This is a genomic window from Pseudomonas sp. UC 17F4 (assembly GCF_900101695.1).
Taxonomy (GTDB): domain Bacteria; phylum Pseudomonadota; class Gammaproteobacteria; order Pseudomonadales; family Pseudomonadaceae; genus Aquipseudomonas.
Window position 1 is genome coordinate 4,539,229 of sequence record NZ_FNKV01000001.1, and the last position, 15,298, is coordinate 4,554,526.

Below are 15,298 nucleotides of genomic sequence, written 5' to 3' on the forward strand. Positions count from 1 at the left end.
AAGTGGAGAAGTACATGCTGAGCAAGAAAATCGTCGCCTTCGGCCTGCTGGCCCTGAGCACCCTGGCCCAGGCCGGGCCGACCATCGATGTCTACCGTGACCCCAACTGCGGCTGCTGCAAGGACTGGATCAAGCACCTGCACGACAACGGCTACACGGTCAACGACCATGTCGAGCCGAACATGAGCGCGCTCAAGCAGCGCCTCGGCGTCGAGCCGCGCCTGGCCTCGTGCCATACCGGGGTGATCGACGGCAAGTTCGTCGAAGGCCATGTGCCGGCCGAGCAGATCAAGCTGCTGAGCAAGCGTCCCGACCTCAAGGGCCTGGCCGTACCGGGCATGCCCATGGGCTCGCCGGGCATGGAAATGGGCGACCACAAGGACGCCTACCAGGTCATCGGCCTGACCCTTGAGGGCAAGGACGAAGTGGTCGCCAACTACTGATCAGGCCTTGATGCTCAGCTATTGGGCGCTGTTTCTCAGCGCCTTCGGCGCAGCCACCTTGCTGCCGCTGCAATCGGAAGCGGTGCTGGTCGGCCTGCTGCTGCGCGAACCTGAGGCGCTGGTCAGCCTGTTGCTGATCGCCACCGCCGGCAACGTGCTCGGTTCGATCGTCAACTGGCTGCTGGGCCGCGGCATCGAGAACCTGCGCGACAAGCGCTGGTTCCCGTTCAAGCCCGAGCAACTGGCAAAGGCCCAGCAACGCTACCAGCGCTATGGCCAGTGGTCGCTGCTGCTGAGCTGGATGCCGGTGATCGGCGACCCGCTGACGCTGATTGCCGGGATCATGCGCGAGCCGTTCTGGCGCTTTTTAGTGCTGGTCACCCTCGCCAAAGCCGGGCGTTACCTGGTGCTGGCGCTGCTGACGCTGGGCTGGATGCAGCACTAGCGCCCCCAGATCTGCGCCTCGGTCCAGCCCAGTTCGGCAAAGTCCTGGGCGCGCAGGTGCGCTTCATCCTCACAAAAGAATTCATCCAGTTGCGGCGGGCGCACCGAGGTGTCGCTGAGCATCGCGTGCACCTGGCCACGGTGGTGGATCTGGTGCTCGAACAGGTGCGAGAGCAGGCGCAGGCGTTGTTCGCGCTGCACCCAGTCGGGGCGCACGATGTTCACATAGCGCTGCAACTGGTCGTCACGTAACTGGCTGCAGTAAGCGATCAGGCGGTGATCGGCCTGCAACTGTTCGGCGTGCAGTTCCAGGCAGGTGGCAAAAGGCTCCTCGGGCTGGAAAAAACGCTCGCTGTCCGGGTCTGGCGCTTCGCCGCGCTGCTCACACTCAAGGGCCTGCAGGTAGAACCAGTCGACGGTGAGGATGTGGTTGAGGGTCGCCTTGATCGACGGGAAAAAGCTCGCCCGCGGGGCGACGAACTCATCCTGGCTCAGTTGCCTGCAGGCCTTGTACACCCGGTGGTTGGCCCAGCCGTTCTGGTAGGCCATGGTCAGCAGGTGGTGCGAAAGAGGCTCGGCCATGATCGATTCCTCAGCAGAAGCGTTGCAGTTGCATCTCCCGCAAGCGGCTGAGCGTACGCCGGAACGGGAACTCCAGATACCCTTCAGTGTAGAGCGCTTCCAGGGCGACCTCGGCTTCCAGGTACAGGGCGATCCGCCGGTCGTAGCATTCATCGACCAGGGCGATGAAGCGCCGCACGCTGTCGTCATGCACCGACAGTTGCGGTAGCTCGCGGTCGCCGGCGACCACCCGCCGGGCGCCGTCCTCGGTGCCGCGGGCGATCTTCGCCGGGCGCTGGCGGGCGCCGAGCGCCGGCACCTCGCCGAGCAGGATGGCCTGGAAGCGGTCGCACAGGGCCATGAAATCCATGGCGGCGAAGGGTTGCTCACAGAGGTCGGCGTAGCGGCACCAGAGCACCGTCTCACAGCGTTGCACCACGCTGAGCTGGCGTGAGCCGATCAGCAAGGGTTGTTCAGTCGCCGCTTGCTCACCGCGCAGTTGCTCGAAGACCTGCGCCAGGGCTGCGGGCTGGCCTTTCTCGGTAATCCAGTAACGCTGTATCCGCGCGCCCGGATGCAGGCGATGGTCTTGCTCACCCGCCACCGCCACCACCTGCATATGCTGCTCGATGGCGGCAATCGCCGGCAGGAAGCGCTCGCGGTTGAAACCGTCGCTGTAGAGCTGCCCGGGCGGCTGGTTGGAGGTGGCCACGATCACCACCCCGGCCTCGAACAGCACCTGGAACAACCCGCCGAGAATGATCGCATCGCCGATGTCGTTGACGAACAACTCGTCAAAGCACAGCACGCGGATTTCTTCGGCCAGGGACAAGGCCAGGGCCTGCAAGGGCTCGGCGGTGCCATTGAGCTGGAACAGGCGCTGATGCACCCAGCGCATGAAGTGATGAAAATGCTGGCGCCGGGCCGGAACCTGCAGGCAGGCGTGGAACTGGTCCATGAGCCAGGTCTTGCCGCGCCCAACCGGCCCCCAGAGGTACACGCCCTGCGGGGTTTCGCCGCGTTGCAGGGCCTCGAAGCAGGTTTGCAGGGCGGTGGCGGCCTGCAACTGGGCCGGATCGCTGACAAACCCCTGGCTGGCAATGGCCTGCTGGTAGCGGGTCAGCGGGGACTGATCGGTAAAGCAGGACATGCGCGGCGTCCGTCGCAAAAGGGGGCATTCTGCGGCGGGGGGCATCGCGGGGCAAGTGGTACCGCCATTGGTAGGAGCGAGCTTGCCCCGCGATGAGGCCAGTACAGTCAGCACATCGGATGTTGTCTGAGATTCCACCGCTGCGCGCTCGATCGCGGGGCAAGGCCCGCTCCCACAAGGTCTCTACAGATCCAGCCCGACTTTGAGCAGCGCCCCATCCGTCTCATCGGTAAGCACGTACAGATACCCATCCGGCCCTACCCGCACGTCGCGAATCCGCGCCTTGAGCTCGCCGAGCAGGCGCTCTTCATGCACCACCTTGTCGCCCTTGAGCTCCAGGCGAATCAGTTCCTGCGCCGCCAGGGCGCCGATGAACAGGCTGTGATCCCAGGGTTTGAAGCGCGGGTTGTCGTAGAACGCCATGCCGCTGATGGCCGGGGACTTCTCCCAGACATGGTGCGGGTCGAGCATGCCCTCGACGTGCTCGCCCTTGGCCTCCGGGATCGGCATCAGCGAATAGTTGATGCCGTGGGTAGCGATCGGCCACCCATAGTTCTTGCCGGGTTTGGGGATATTGATCTCATCGCCACCACGGGGCCCATGCTCGTTGGTCCACAACTCGCCGGTCCAGGGGTTGAGCGCCGCGCCCTGTTGGTTGCGGTGGCCAAACGACCAGATTTCCGGGCGCACGTTGGCCTGGCCGACGAACGGGTTGTCCTTGGGCACCGTGCCATCCGGGAGGATGCGCACCACCTTGCCCTGCAGCTTGTCGAGGTCCTGGGCGGTCGGGCGCTGGTTGTTCTCGCCCAGGGCGATGAACAGGTAGCCGTCGCGGTCGAACACCAGGCGCGAGCCAAAATGGTTGCCGCTGGAGAGCTTGGGCTGCTGGCGGAAGATCACATTGAAGTCTTCAAGCTTGGCGCTGTCGGCCGACAAGCGCCCGCGGCCCACCGCGGTACCGGCCGTGCCGCCCTCCCCACCACCTTCGGCATACGACAGGTAGACCATCCGGTCCTGCTTGAAGGTCGGTGACAACACCACGTCGAGTAAACCGCCCTGGCCCTTGGCCCAGACTTCGGGGACGCCGCCCAGCGGCGGCCCGACCTTGCCTTCGGGGCTGACAATGCGCAGGTTGCCGGCGCGCTCGGTCACCAGGATGCCCTGGCCGTCTGGCAAGAACGCCAGGGCCCAGGGATTGCGCAGGCCTTCGGCGAGGGTGCTGACCTTGACGCTGCCCTCCTCGCTCTTGAAGTCGCGCTCGGGCGCGGCATGGGCCAGCAGCGGCAGCAGCGCCGCGGTCATCAGGGTGGGTAGCCAGGTGCGTGGGGACATCAGCGATTCCTTCCAGGGAGGGCCTGTTATTCAGGGTGCGGGCGCGCGCGGCGGCCGGCTGGGTTCCAGGCGCGGGGTGGTCTGTTCGCGGCGGATGTTTTCGCCATTGCCGATACCACGGTTCTCGAGGGTCGGCGGGCGCGGGTTGGGCTGGGTCGACGGGCCGCGCACCGGCGGCGTGGCCGGCACGCTGCCCTGGCGGCTGTTGGGGTTGGCGCGCATGATCGGGCTGTTGTAGGGGTTATTGTTGCTGGCCGCCAGCTGCAACGGCGCGGCAACAGGCGCCGCCTGCAGCGGCGAGCTCAGGAGCAGGGCCATGGCCAGGCCCGTCAGTGATCGGTTCACGGTATTCACCTCCGGCAACACACGGCGCCGAAAACCAGCGCGCCCAAGCGTTGGATAGCCTAAGGCGCGACAGGTTCGCCGGGAAACCTCGATTTGCCCCGCAGGTGATTCATTTTGTTACCGGATCAGCCATCGACCTTATGCTTCGCGGCGTACAGGCAGAGCATCTCCATGGCCAGGGTGGCCCCAGCCAGGGCGGTGATATCGGCATGGTCATAGGCCGGCGCGACTTCCACCAGGTCCATGCCCACCAGGTTGATGCCGCGCAGCCCACCGAGGATTTCCAGCGCCTGCACCGTGGTCAGGCCGCCACACACCGGGGTGCCGGTGCCGGGCGCGTAGGCCGGGTCCAGGCAGTCGATGTCGAAAGTCAGGTACACCGGTTGCTCGCCAACCCGCTGGCGAATCGCTTCGATGATTGCCTGGGTACCACGTTGATGCACCTGGCGGGCATCGAGCACGGCAAAGCCCTGGGTATCGTCATTGGTGGTGCGCAGGCCGATCTGCACCGAGCGCGCCGGGTCTACCAGGCCTTCGCGGGCCGCGTGCCAGAACATGGTGCCGTGATCGACACGCTGGCCCTCCTCGTCCGGCCAGGTGTCGCTGTGGGCATCAAAATGAATCAGCGCCAGCGGACCGTGTTTGCGTGCATGGGCCTTGAGCAGCGGGTAGCTGATGAAGTGGTCGCCGCCCAGGGTGAGCATGGCGCAGCCGGCTTCGAGAATCTGCTCGGCATGGGCCTGGATGCTCTCGGGCACGGTGTGCGGGCTGCCGTAATCGAAGTTGCAGTCGCCGTAGTCGATTACCGCCAGGTGCTCGAAGGGGTCGAACTCCCACGGCCAGTGCCGGGCCCAGGCCTGCTGCACCGAGGCGGCACGAATCGCCCGCGGGCCGAAGCGCGCACCCGGGCGGTTACTGGTGGCGGTGTCGAACGGCACGCCGCTGACCACCACATCGACGCCGCGCAAATCGCGGCTGTAGCGCCGGCGCGAGAAGCTGGTGATACCGGCAAAGGTGTTTTCGGCGATGGTGCCGTAGAGGCTGTCGCGGGTAATGGCCTGGTCGTTGTCGGGGGCGAGGTCCATGGTCGGGCTCCTGGTTTGTTGTTATTGGCGGCTACGGAAGGTGGTCCACAGGCGGGTGCGCTGGCGCATGTCGGCGAGGCTCATGCTGCGGTCGGCAAACAGCCGCGCGCGTATTTCGGCCGAGGGGTAGATGTCCGGGTCGCCGCGCACCGCTTCATCCACCAGAGGCGTGGCGGCCTGGTTGGCATTGGCGAAGAACAGCGTGTTGGTCAGTGGCGCCACCGAGTCCGGGCGCAACATGAAGGCGATGAAGGCGCGGGCCGCTTCTGGGTGCGGCGCGTCCTTGGGCATGACCAGGTTGTCCTGCCAGATCAGCGTGCCTTCGCGGGGGATGCGGTAGATCACCTGGTACGGCTTGCCGGCCTTGTGCGCCTGGTCGGCGGCCATGGCTGCATCACCGTTGTAGGTCAGCGCCAGGCACACACTGCCGTTGGCCAGGTCGTTGATCTGCCGGCCGTTGGCGACGTAGCTGATCGACGGCTGCAGTTGCTTGAGCAGCGCCTGGGCGGCCGCCAGGTCGTCCTTGTCACGGCTGTAGGGATCCTTGCCAAGGTAATGCAGGGCGACGCCGATCACCTCCTGGGGCGAGTCGGACATGGCAATCCCGCAATCCTTGAGCTTGCTGGCGTACTCGGGCTTGAACAACAGGTCGAGGCTGTCCAGCGGCACATCACCCAGGCGTTGGCGCACCGCCTCAAGGTTCATGCCCAGGCCGAGGGTGCCCCAGGTGTAGGGCACGGCGTACTGGTTGCCAGGGTCGACCTCGGCCAGCTTGGCCAGCAGGTCCGGATCGAGGTTGGCGTAGCCGGGCATGGCCTGGGCGTGCAGCGGCTGCAAGGCACCTGCGGTCAGGGCGCGGGCCAACAGGCTGGCGGACGGCACCACCACGTCATAACCACTGCCACCGGTGAGCAACTTGGTTTCCAGCACTTCGGTGGTGTCGAAGGTGTCGTAGCGCACCTTGTAGCCGGTTTCTTGCTCGAAGCGCTGCAAGGTCTCGGGCGCGACGTAGTCGGCCCAGCTGTACAGGTTGAGGACTTTTTCCTCGGCCTGCACCGGCAAGGCCAGGGCCAGGGACAACAACCACAGGGATGTACGCATGTCGGGCACCTTTGTCAGTGGATGCCGCCAGCATGCCTGCCGGGTTACATTACTAAAATGGCAAGTCAGTTAACCTGACATTCATCAGGAGCAATGTTTGATGCTGGGACAACTGCACGACCTCGACCTGCACCTGCTGCGGCTGTTCGTCACTGTAGTCGAGGCCGGCGGCTTCAGCGCCGCCCAGGGCGTGCTGGGTTTGAGCCAGCCGAGCATCAGCCAGCAGATGGCGCGCCTGGAAACCCGCCTGGGCTATCGCCTGTGCCGCCGCGGCAAGGGCGGCTTTGGCCTGACCGCAAAGGGTGAAGTGCTGCTCAAGGCCACCCGCGAACTGCTGGTGCAGATCGAGGCGTTTCGGCATCAGGCCAACGGCGTCGCCGGACGCTTGCTCGGCGAGGTGCGCATCGGCATTTCCGAGGCCCAGGAAAGTACCGTGACCTTGCGCCTGGCGCGGGCCATCGAGCGTTTTCGCCAGCGTGACGAGGCGGTGCGCCTGGAGTTGGTCAGCGCCATGCCAGCCGACCTTGAGCGCCAGCTGTTGCAGCAGCGTCTGGACCTGGCCATCGGCTATTTTTCCGGCAAGCAGGCAGCGTTCGATTACACGCCGTTGTTCGAAGAAAACCAGCGCCTGTACTGCGCCAGCCATCATCCGCTGGCCGGGCAAACCGAGGTCAGCCTGGCGGCCTTGCAACAGGCCGACCAGGTCGAACACCCCTACCGCTTCCAGAGCCGCCAGGAACCCTTTGACGGCACCAGCGGCGCGGCCCGTTCCGAGCAGGTCGAAGGCGCGCTGGCCTTCATCCTCTCCGGCCGACACATCGGTTATCTGCCCTGCCACTACGCCGAGCCCTGGGTCGCGCGCGGCCTGTTGCAGGCTCTGGACCCGGCGCTGGATTTTGCCGTGCCGTTCGTGCTGGTGCGCCACCGCGCCCAGGTGGCCAGTGATGCCGAGCAGGCCTTCGCAGCCGACCTGCTGGCCGCCTTCGCCTGACTCAGTAGGCCAGCGACCAGGTCAGGGTGTAGGTGCGGCCACGGCCCTGGTAGTCATAGAGATAGGCCGGGCCATAGGTCGGCGAGTAGAACAGCGTCGCGCGCTGGCCCCAGACGGTGCTGTACTGCTTGTCGAGCAGGTTCTGGATACCAGCGCTGAAGGTGCCGAAACCGGTGTCCTGGCTACCCAGCAGGTCGAAGGTGGTGTAGCCGCTGATCGTGTGATCGGCATCGTCCTTGAGGGTGAAGGCGTGGTTGGCCTGCAAACGGGCGCTGCGGCCATCGCCCTTCCAGCCGACGAAAGCGGTGGACTTGGACAGCGACGCATAGCGGGCATCGCGCTTGATCCATTCGCCGTCCTTGTCTTGCTCTTGCGAGCGCACCAGGTGCAGAGTGCTACCGGCTTCCCAGCCGCTTTCGAAGTGACGGGTCAACGCGCCTTCAAAACCGAAATCGCGGCTTTTCTGCTCTTCGACATTGATGGTCAAAGTGGCCATGTCGGTGGTGATGATCTTGTCCGACCAGATGTAGTACACCGCCGCCTGGGCGTCCCAGTCGAGGTCGGCGTAGCGCCAGCCCAGCTCCACCTGACGGCTCTTGATCCCGGCCAGCGGGTTGTCCTCGACGCTCAGGCCCGGCTTGCCGTAGTACTTGGCCGGGTCCGGCAGGTCGAAGCCTTCGCCGTAGTTGCTCCAGACCTGGTGACCGTTCTTGAAGTCGTAGATGGCGCCGAAGTTGAACAGGTTGACCTGGTAGTCGTTGTTGCCGCCGGGCACGTTCTTGAAGTCGCCGACATCGACGTCCATCTGCTGGCGCCGGGCGCCACCGGAAAAGGTCAGGTTATCGGTGGCCTTCCAGTCCAGCTGGGCGTAGGCCGAGATGCCGTCGACCCGGTAGCTGGGGTAGCGTGCTGCCTTGCTGGCTTCATCCAGGTCCAGGCCACCGCTTTCGGACGACGTCAGGGCATTGAAGGTGGTCTGGTCGGCGTTGAAACGCTCGCGGTCCAGGTCCACACCGTAGGTCAGCTTGAGGCTGTCCCACTGCTTGGCGAACAGCGCCTTAAGGCTGCTGACTTCGAAGTTCTGCTGCGAGGCGGCAAAGTACACGCCTTTGGAGCCCGCCGGTTTGCCGGTGTTGTAGTACGGGAACGGGTAGAAGTTGTCGTCTTCCTTGCGGTACGAGGCCTGCAGGTAGAAGTCCTGGCCGAGCACATCGCTGTGGTGGTAGTTGGCGTTGAGCAACAGGCGCTTGGTGCGCGGCTCAAGATCGGTGGAGTAGCCGCCGCGCAGTTCGGCGTCTTCCAGATCCGACGGGCCGTTGTAGTTCAGGTTGGGAAAGTAGATACCGGTGCTGCCGTGGTTGCCCGAGTCGTAGTACTGGGCCAGCAGGTCGAGGCTCTGCTCGTCGTTGAACTTCAGGCCCAGGCTGCCAAGCACGTCGATGGTGCGGTTGTACTGCAGGTCGGTCTGGGTGTTGTCGATGAAGATCTGCTCGCCGGCGCCGTCGTAGAAGGCTTCGTTCTGCTCGGCAGACACACCCAGGCGCGCATTGATGCGCTCGTTGCCGCCGCTGATCGACTGGGCGATGCGGGTCGACAGGTCGTCGCTGTTGTTGAAGCCGCTGCTGGCACCCAGCTGGGTTTCAAAGCGCGCCGGGCCTGCTTCGCCCTTCTTGGTGACGATATTGATGATGCCGCCGGTGGCGCCGCCGCCGTAGATGGCACTGGCCCCGGAGAGCACTTCGACGCGCTCGACGTTGAACGGCGAGATGCTGTCAAACTGGCGCGACAAACCCCGCGAGCTGTTCTGGCTGACGCCGTCGATCATCACCAGGACATTGCGCCCGCGCATGTTCTGCCCGTAGTTGGTACGCCCTTCCGGCGCCAGGTCCAGACCCGGGACCAGCTTGCCGATAGCTTCCTTGAGGCTGACGCCGCTGTCGATCTGCTCACGCAGTTGCTGCTGGTCGACCACCCAGACAGTACCGGGGATTTCGCTGATCGAAGTGCTGGTACGCGAGGCGACGCTGACTTCGATGGGCTTGAGGCTGACGCTTTGCGCCGCCGCGCTCTTGCGCAGGATCACCGTATTCTGCGCGCTGAACTGCCAGCTCATGCCGCTGCCGGCCAGCAGGCTCTGCAAGGCCTGGGCAATGCTGTAGCGGCCCTGGAGCGCCGGGCTTTGCCGGCCCGCCACATCCTGGCTGGTGAACAACAGGTGCAGGCCGGCCTGGTCGGCGAAGGCGGTCAGTGCCTGGTCGAGGTTCTGCGCAGGCAAGTCCAGGGATACTTCACGCTCCTGCTGGGTGCTGGCGGCTTTTACCGGGTCGGCGGCGTGCACCTGCAGGGTGCCGAGCAACGCGGCGACGGCGGTCGAGGCCAGCAGGACGTGTTTGAAATAACCGGTGGAACGGGCGATTGGCTTGAGCGGACCCTTCACTGTTTTCTTCCAGGCAAATGGTTGTAAATGAGAATGGATTGCTGATCAGTCTCACTACGACGATTGGGCGAAGAAGAACTTGCAGTGGGAATTCGAAAATATTTTTTCAGTACTGCGGGTCAGTACACCACAGCCAGCCACGGCAAGTAGGTAACCTTCAGCGCATAGCGCTGTTCAAGGGTGCGCAACAAGCCTTCAGGGTCGTTCAGGTCAAACACCCCGCTGACCTGCAGCGCCGCCAGTTGCTGATCCGACAGCACGATGCGCCCGTGCTGATAACGCTCAAGTTCGGCCAGCACTTCGCGCAGCGGCTTGCCGTTGAAGATCAGCTTGCCGCGCTGCCAGGCGGTTTGCGCGCGGGCGTCGGGTGAGGTTTCCAGCACCTGCCCGCCTACCTGCGCCTGGCCCTGGGCTACCACCACGCGATTGCGCACGCCATCACGGCGCACACTGAACACCGCAGCGCTGCCCTGCACCGGCTCGGCGCCGGCATCGACCACGAACGGCCGCGGGTCGGCAGCAGGCTCGAACAAGGCCTCGCCGGCCTTGAGCAGCACGCGGCGCTCACCACTGCTGAATTCCACCGACAGCGCACTGCCACTGTTGAGGGTGACCTGCGAGCCATCGGCAAGGGTGATGCGCTGCTGCTGGCCCACCCCGGTGTGGTAGTCGGCAAGCAGGGCCGGCGCCTGCTGCACACCGCCATAGCCGACCAGCGCCAACACCAGCGAGGCGGCCACGGCCGAGCCCCAGCGCCGCCAACGTGGCGCCGGCGCGGCTACTTCTGCCGCCGCCCGGGTCTGCCCCAGGTCAGCCCACAATGCCTCGGCTTCGCCCGCGGCCTCGGCATGCGCCGGGCTCAGCGCGCACCAGCGCTGGTAGCGTTGGCGGTCAGCGGCGCTGGCGTTGCCCGAATGCAGCAGCACCTGCCAGTCGAGGGCATCATCGGACAAATCGCTGATCGGTTGCGGCGCAGGCATGGCGTAGGCGTCAGTCATGGTTGTGTTTGAGCCAGTCGCGACAATGGCGCAGGGCCTGGCCGATGTATTTTGCCACCATGCTCTCGGAAACGCCCAGCCGTTGTGCAATCTGCGCCTGGGTCAGGCCTTCGACGCGGTTGAGCAGCAAGGCCTGACGGGCGTTGGCCGACAGTTGCAGCAAGGCTTCATCGAGCAGCTCCAGGCGCTCACTGGCGAGCAACGCAGCTTCCGGTGCCGGCGCCGGGCATGGCACCTGACGCGCCGCTTCGCTGTCGTCGAGGCTACTGCTCATGCGTTGTTCGCGGCGCAAGGTATCGATGGCCAGGTTGCCGGCCACGCGAAAGATGAAGCTGCGTGCATGCAGCACCGGCAGGTCCTGCTGCTCGATCTTCACCAGTTTCAGGTAGGTTTCCTGGGCGACGTCGGCGGCCCGCTGGCGGTCGCTCATGCGCCGGGTCAGGAACTGCAGCAGGTCATCGTAATGTTCCTGGAAGCTTGCAAGCAGCCCGGACACGGGAGACGTCAACATGGAAAATGTGAGTGCCAGTAAGAGGAATTATCGGACGTTAATGAGAAACAGTATCTTTCAAAACCTGCTGGACTTTCAACGTCAAACTCCGCTCCACCTGGCTAGTCCGCCAACTGATAGCGATAGAGCAGATTCGGCTCGCTAACGATCAGCAACTGCCGCTGCGGCCCCAGTGTCACCCCTTCGGCTTGCGGCACACTATGGTCGAGGCCATTGAAGCCACCTTCCAGGTCCATGAAGCTTATCGGCGCATAGCCGCTATCGACTTCAGCCAGCAAGCGCGATTGATCACTGAGCACCAGCAGGTGCCGAGTGTGCAGGTCATAGTGCATGGCCGATATATCGTCCATGCGCAGGCGCTGCACGCCAAGCGCCGAAACCGCAGCCTGGTAGCTGACTGAAGCTTCCGGCTGCACCACGCCAGCCACCTCGAACAGACGCACCGGGCGTTGCTCGCGTGAAGCGAACAGCACCTGGCTGCTCGGGTCGAACGCCATGCCTTCCAGGCCACGGTTGTTGTCGGCCCGATCGGCAATACTCAGGGTGGCCAGTTCACTGCGCACAATCGGCCTGTCCAACTGCGCGATCGGGACCGTCACTACGCTCTGGCGCCGCTCTTCACCGATCAACAGATGCCCCTTGCCGTCATAGGCCAGCGCCTCTGGATCTTCAAACTCGTGCAGTTCATGGCGCGCTTTGAGCGCGAAGTCCTCGGTGTACTCGTAGAGTTGCGCCGGGCTGTTGACCACTACGAAATAGCTGCGCCGCTCAGCGACGTAGACGATATCCGAGGCATTGGCTTCGATACCGGGCAACTGCAACCGCTGGGCAAACCGATAATCCGGCAGCCAGATACTGCGCTGGCGAACCTGAACCGGGGTAATACGTTCTTGCCACAACTGGCCCAGGGCGTCATCAGCTTCGAACAACGCCAGTACCGTCATGACCAAAGCGATCAGGCTCGCCACCCAGATCAATGGGTAACGTCGAAATGTCAGCCAGTGAAATGCTAATACAGCGGTGAAACGGCTCATGAATGGGGATTTCCGGTAGCGAGGAATGAAAGCGACTCAGGCAAAGGTTGGCAGCGCAGCAGCAGGCTGGCGTTGGCCTGGGCCAGTTCGGTGCAGTCCAGCGCAGCGGGCAGCGCTGAATCCAGATCGCGCAAGCGTCGGGCCAGGTAAAACACCCTGCCGGTCGGCAGTTGGCCCAGCGCATCGATCCGGCGGGCCTTGCCGGCGCTATAGAACTCAGCTGAATACGAGCGGCGCCCCAGGTAGAACAGCGGGCCCGGCTGGCCGACATTTGCACGCTGCCAGGTCAGCACCAGATCACGCTGGTTCTGTGGACGCTGTTCCAGGCTGCCCTCAAGCAGCAGCAGCAGGGCAAGCACCGGCAAAATCAAGGCAAAGCCGCCGACGAATGCTCGGCGCGACAAGCGCCAGCGAGTCAGGCCCTCAGCCAGCAGCAAGGCCCAGGCCGGCAGGGCTGGTAATACATAGGTCCAGAGAATGTTGCCGGCCAGGCTGAAAAACACAGGCGTAGCCAATGCCCAACACCACAGAAATCCTTGCAACGCCCTGCCCTCGCCCGCGCTGCGCCGCCAAAACAGCAGCGGTAACAGCAGGCTCCAGGGAAACAAGGCACCCAGCAGATACAACCAGATGGTTCCCATCGGTTTGGCGTGGGCATTACCGTACAGGTCACCGCTCCACTCGCTGATGACGTAGCGCTTCCAGTGCTCCCCCAGCAGAAAATAATCGAGAAAGCCCGGGCTTTTCAGCTCCGCCAGGACATACCAGGGTATGGCCACGAGCGACATCAACAGCAAACCGCTGAACCACGGCAGTCGCCACAGTTGCCGCCACTGCTGCTGGTAGGCGACCCAGGCCAGCGCCGGCAAAGCGAATAGCACCAGCACCAGCGGCCCCTTGGCCAGTAAGCCTAACCCCAGCCCGATAAAGCCAAGTCGTGCGGCACTACGCTCGGCATGAACGATGCCGTACCAGAACCCCAGATACGCCAACAGCAGCCCCAGGCTCAACGCTGGATCGGTCAGCACCACGCCACTGACAATCAGCCCGAGGGTACAACTGGAATAGATGATCGCCGCCAGCAGCCCCACCGCCAGGCTGCGCTCGCGACGGCCCAGATGGATGATCAGCAGGCAACTGACCAGGTGCATCAACCAGGCCGGCAAACGCAAGGCAAACTCATTGATGCCCAGCCAGTGCATGCTCAATGCCTGGGTCCAGAACGACAGCGGCGGCTTGCCCCAGAAGGGTACGCCGTAGTCGAACATCGGCGTGATCCAGTCATTGAGCTCAAGCATCTTGCGCGCCATCTCGCCATAACGTGCTTCGGACGTATCCATCAATGGATACACGCCCAGACCGGCCAGGCGCAACGAGAGAATCAAGCCCAGCACCGTCCACAGTACCGAGACCCGCAGCGACCCGTTCATGCCTGCCTCCGGTGCTCGAAGGGACGTGACACCGGCGGTTTTGCCGTTGCCTGAGTATCGCCCTGCAGCAGGTAGTGCGGACGCCGCTTGACCTCGAACAAGGTCGCACCGAGGTACTCGCCCACCATGGCCACACCAAGACAGAGAAAGCCGCCCACCCCCAATAGCAGATGCACCGGGGAGAAACTGCCAGCGATCAGTGCAGCCAGCATCCAGCCCAGGCACACCAGCAAAATCACCAGGCTGGCGACGCTGTACCAGCGCAGCGGCTTGCGCGAAAACGCCAACGCCCCTTCGAGCGCCAGGTTCAACAACGCAGGATAGTCCCACTTGCTAGTGCCGGCGGCTCGGGCCACACGCTCATACGGCAGTTCGATGGTACGAAATCCGACCCAGCCGACCAGGCCCTTGAACAGCCCTACACGCTCGTTCATCGCCCGCAAGGCGGCCAGTGGCGCCGGGCCGATCAGACGAAAATCGCTGACTTCAGCCGGTAGCTGGCCGCGCCCGACCAGATGGCGCATGATCCGGTAATACATCCCCGCCGTGAACTTCTTCACCCACGAATCACCGTCACGCCGCGAACGCTGCATGTTGACTACGTCATAACCCTGCAGCCAGTGCTCGACCATCAGCGCGATCAGCTCCGGCGGATCCTGCAGGTCGGCGTCGATGAACACCACAGCCTGGCCGCGGGCATGGTCGAGGCCCGCGCGCAAGGCGGCCTCCTTGCCGAAGTTGCGGCTCAGGTGCAGACAGCGCACACCAGGCTGTTGCTCAAACGTACGCAACAGTACGAGGGAGCCGTCACTGCTGCCATCGTTGATGTACAGCAATTCGCAAGACACCGGCAGGCGCTTGATCAGAACGTCAATGCGTTGATGAAAAGCCTGCAAAACCTGTTCTTCCTGATAACAGGGAACAATGATGCTCAGGTGCGGTTCAACGCCCAAAGGTGGCTGGGGCAAGGTCAGCATGGTGGTAAGTCCAATGACGGTGAATGAAAAACCCAAGTACGGCCAGACTGGCCGTGGTCAGCGCCTGGGCAAGCAGTGGGTGGGTTGCTAGGCAATCGAGCATCAGCCACATCGCCAGGGCATTGAGGCCGTTGTGCAGCAAGGCAACGCAGACAAAGCGCAGCGGTTGCAGGGCTTTACCGTCGCGATGGGTAAAGCAGTACCGGCGGTTGAGCCAAAAACTCAACAACGCGCCCAGGCAAGCGCCGCAGACACTGCCCCACCAAGGCTGATCAAGGCTCAGGCCGAGGAGGAACAGCAGTTGGTGAGCCAGGGTCGCTACAGTGCCGACGCCCAAGTAGCGAGTCAGGCTGCGAAGCAAGGCTGATTGGTAGCGAATGCAAGTGTTCATGGCCGCCATGCTAGGGAGGCGAAGGTGAACTCCATGTCACCGCAGATCACATCTGTGTCACGCCCGCT

Annotated in this window: 15 protein-coding genes and 1 pseudogene; 3 read left to right on the forward strand and 13 right to left on the reverse strand. The window is 63.9% G+C overall.

Annotated elements, in window-relative coordinates; all coding sequences use genetic code 11:
- The first annotated feature begins 14 nt into the window (after positions 1–14).
- Entirely contained in the window at positions 15–443 is a 429-nt protein-coding gene (locus BLR26_RS20630) for a DUF411 domain-containing protein (protein ID WP_045201363.1), read from the forward strand.
- A 10-nt stretch (positions 444–453) separates the two neighbouring features.
- Complete coding sequence (locus BLR26_RS20635; protein WP_093384974.1) at positions 454–888, forward strand: YqaA family protein; 435 nt, start codon at positions 454–456, stop codon at positions 886–888.
- Here BLR26_RS20635 and BLR26_RS20640 read toward each other — a convergent pair.
- The 6 genes from BLR26_RS20640 to BLR26_RS20665 form a co-directional block, all read right to left on the reverse strand.
- Positions 885–1,469 carry a DinB family protein gene (locus BLR26_RS20640; RefSeq protein ID WP_093384978.1) on the reverse strand — a complete coding sequence of 195 codons (585 nt, stop codon included), beginning with the start codon at positions 1,467–1,469 and terminating at the stop codon, positions 885–887. The two genes, BLR26_RS20635 and BLR26_RS20640, sit on opposite strands and share 4 nt — an antisense overlap.
- Positions 1,470–1,479: 10 nt before the next feature.
- The gene (gene zapE, locus BLR26_RS20645) at positions 1,480–2,598 is read right to left on the reverse strand and encodes a cell division protein ZapE (protein WP_093384982.1); all 1,119 of its coding nucleotides are present in this window, start codon (positions 2,596–2,598) and stop codon (positions 1,480–1,482) included.
- Positions 2,599–2,781: 183 nt separating this feature from the next.
- Positions 2,782–3,930 (reverse strand): PQQ-dependent sugar dehydrogenase, encoded by a 1,149-nt coding sequence (locus BLR26_RS20650; RefSeq protein ID WP_093384986.1) that lies wholly within the window; start codon positions 3,928–3,930, stop codon positions 2,782–2,784.
- A 30-nt stretch (positions 3,931–3,960) separates the two neighbouring features.
- The gene (locus tag BLR26_RS20655) at positions 3,961–4,248 is read right to left on the reverse strand and encodes a hypothetical protein (RefSeq protein ID WP_371128683.1); all 288 of its coding nucleotides are present in this window, start codon (positions 4,246–4,248) and stop codon (positions 3,961–3,963) included.
- A gap of 152 nt (positions 4,249–4,400) precedes the next feature.
- A complete protein-coding gene (gene speB / locus BLR26_RS20660) occupies positions 4,401–5,360 on the reverse strand; it encodes an agmatinase (RefSeq protein WP_045201358.1) in 960 nt (319 codons plus the stop codon).
- A 21-nt stretch (positions 5,361–5,381) separates the two neighbouring features.
- Positions 5,382–6,461: a polyamine ABC transporter substrate-binding protein gene (locus BLR26_RS20665; RefSeq protein WP_093384994.1), complete on the reverse strand. Its 1,080-nt coding sequence runs from the start codon at positions 6,459–6,461 to the stop codon at positions 5,382–5,384.
- A 100-nt stretch (positions 6,462–6,561) separates the two neighbouring features.
- Here BLR26_RS20665 and BLR26_RS20670 point away from each other — a divergent pair, with 100 nt between their 5' ends.
- Complete coding sequence (locus tag BLR26_RS20670; protein WP_045201356.1) at positions 6,562–7,452, forward strand: LysR family transcriptional regulator; 891 nt, start codon at positions 6,562–6,564, stop codon at positions 7,450–7,452.
- 1 nt (position 7,453) lies between these two features.
- Here BLR26_RS20670 and BLR26_RS20675 read toward each other — a convergent pair whose 3' ends face one another.
- From BLR26_RS20675 to BLR26_RS20705, 7 genes and pseudogenes are all read right to left on the reverse strand, one after another.
- The gene (locus tag BLR26_RS20675; RefSeq protein WP_093384999.1) at positions 7,454–9,889 is read right to left on the reverse strand and encodes a TonB-dependent receptor; all 2,436 of its coding nucleotides are present in this window, start codon (positions 9,887–9,889) and stop codon (positions 7,454–7,456) included.
- Positions 9,890–10,008: 119 nt separating this feature from the next.
- The gene (locus BLR26_RS20680; RefSeq protein ID WP_230090831.1) at positions 10,009–10,887 is read right to left on the reverse strand and encodes a FecR family protein; all 879 of its coding nucleotides are present in this window, start codon (positions 10,885–10,887) and stop codon (positions 10,009–10,011) included.
- A 4-nt stretch (positions 10,888–10,891) separates the two neighbouring features.
- Positions 10,892–11,398, reverse strand: a pseudogene (locus BLR26_RS20685) (RNA polymerase sigma factor); the annotation flags it as partial.
- A 101-nt stretch (positions 11,399–11,499) separates the two neighbouring features.
- The gene (locus BLR26_RS20690; protein ID WP_093385003.1) at positions 11,500–12,432 is read right to left on the reverse strand and encodes an SdiA-regulated domain-containing protein; all 933 of its coding nucleotides are present in this window, start codon (positions 12,430–12,432) and stop codon (positions 11,500–11,502) included.
- Positions 12,429–13,862 carry an ArnT family glycosyltransferase gene (locus BLR26_RS20695; protein WP_093385006.1) on the reverse strand — a complete coding sequence of 478 codons (1,434 nt, stop codon included), beginning with the start codon at positions 13,860–13,862 and terminating at the stop codon, positions 12,429–12,431. Before BLR26_RS20695 ends, BLR26_RS20690 begins: the two co-directional genes overlap by 4 nt.
- Positions 13,859–14,839 carry a glycosyltransferase family 2 protein gene (locus tag BLR26_RS20700; protein WP_093385010.1) on the reverse strand — a complete coding sequence of 327 codons (981 nt, stop codon included), beginning with the start codon at positions 14,837–14,839 and terminating at the stop codon, positions 13,859–13,861. Before BLR26_RS20700 ends, BLR26_RS20695 begins: the two co-directional genes overlap by 4 nt.
- A complete protein-coding gene (locus tag BLR26_RS20705; protein WP_176794280.1) occupies positions 14,805–15,230 on the reverse strand; it encodes a GtrA family protein in 426 nt (141 codons plus the stop codon). Before BLR26_RS20705 ends, BLR26_RS20700 begins: the two co-directional genes overlap by 35 nt.
- Between the last annotated feature and the right edge of the window lie 68 nt (positions 15,231–15,298).

Excerpts from the sequence above, each read along its gene's own strand:
- BLR26_RS20665 (WP_093384994.1), bottom strand. The coding sequence starts at position 6,461 with ATGCGTACATCCCTGTGGTTGTTGTCCCTGGCCCTGGCCTTGCCGGTG.
- BLR26_RS20640 (WP_093384978.1), bottom strand. The coding sequence starts at position 1,469 with ATGGCCGAGCCTCTTTCGCACCACCTGCTGACCATGGCCTACCAGAAC.
- BLR26_RS20705 (WP_176794280.1), bottom strand. The coding sequence starts at position 15,230 with ATGAACACTTGCATTCGCTACCAATCAGCCTTGCTTCGCAGCCTGACT.
- BLR26_RS20700 (WP_093385010.1), bottom strand. The coding sequence starts at position 14,839 with ATGCTGACCTTGCCCCAGCCACCTTTGGGCGTTGAACCGCACCTGAGC.
- BLR26_RS20650 (WP_093384986.1), bottom strand. The coding sequence starts at position 3,930 with ATGTCCCCACGCACCTGGCTACCCACCCTGATGACCGCGGCGCTGCTG.
- BLR26_RS20695 (WP_093385006.1), bottom strand. The coding sequence starts at position 13,862 with ATGAACGGGTCGCTGCGGGTCTCGGTACTGTGGACGGTGCTGGGCTTG.
- zapE (WP_093384982.1), bottom strand. The coding sequence starts at position 2,598 with ATGTCCTGCTTTACCGATCAGTCCCCGCTGACCCGCTACCAGCAGGCC.
- BLR26_RS20655 (WP_371128683.1), bottom strand. The coding sequence starts at position 4,248 with ATGGCCCTGCTCCTGAGCTCGCCGCTGCAGGCGGCGCCTGTTGCCGCG.
- BLR26_RS20630 (WP_045201363.1), top strand. The coding sequence starts at position 15 with ATGCTGAGCAAGAAAATCGTCGCCTTCGGCCTGCTGGCCCTGAGCACC.
- speB (WP_045201358.1), bottom strand. The coding sequence starts at position 5,360 with ATGGACCTCGCCCCCGACAACGACCAGGCCATTACCCGCGACAGCCTC.
- BLR26_RS20635 (WP_093384974.1), top strand. The coding sequence starts at position 454 with ATGCTCAGCTATTGGGCGCTGTTTCTCAGCGCCTTCGGCGCAGCCACC.
- BLR26_RS20690 (WP_093385003.1), bottom strand. The coding sequence starts at position 12,432 with ATGAGCCGTTTCACCGCTGTATTAGCATTTCACTGGCTGACATTTCGA.
- BLR26_RS20680 (WP_230090831.1), bottom strand. The coding sequence starts at position 10,887 with ATGACTGACGCCTACGCCATGCCTGCGCCGCAACCGATCAGCGATTTG.
- BLR26_RS20670 (WP_045201356.1), top strand. The coding sequence starts at position 6,562 with ATGCTGGGACAACTGCACGACCTCGACCTGCACCTGCTGCGGCTGTTC.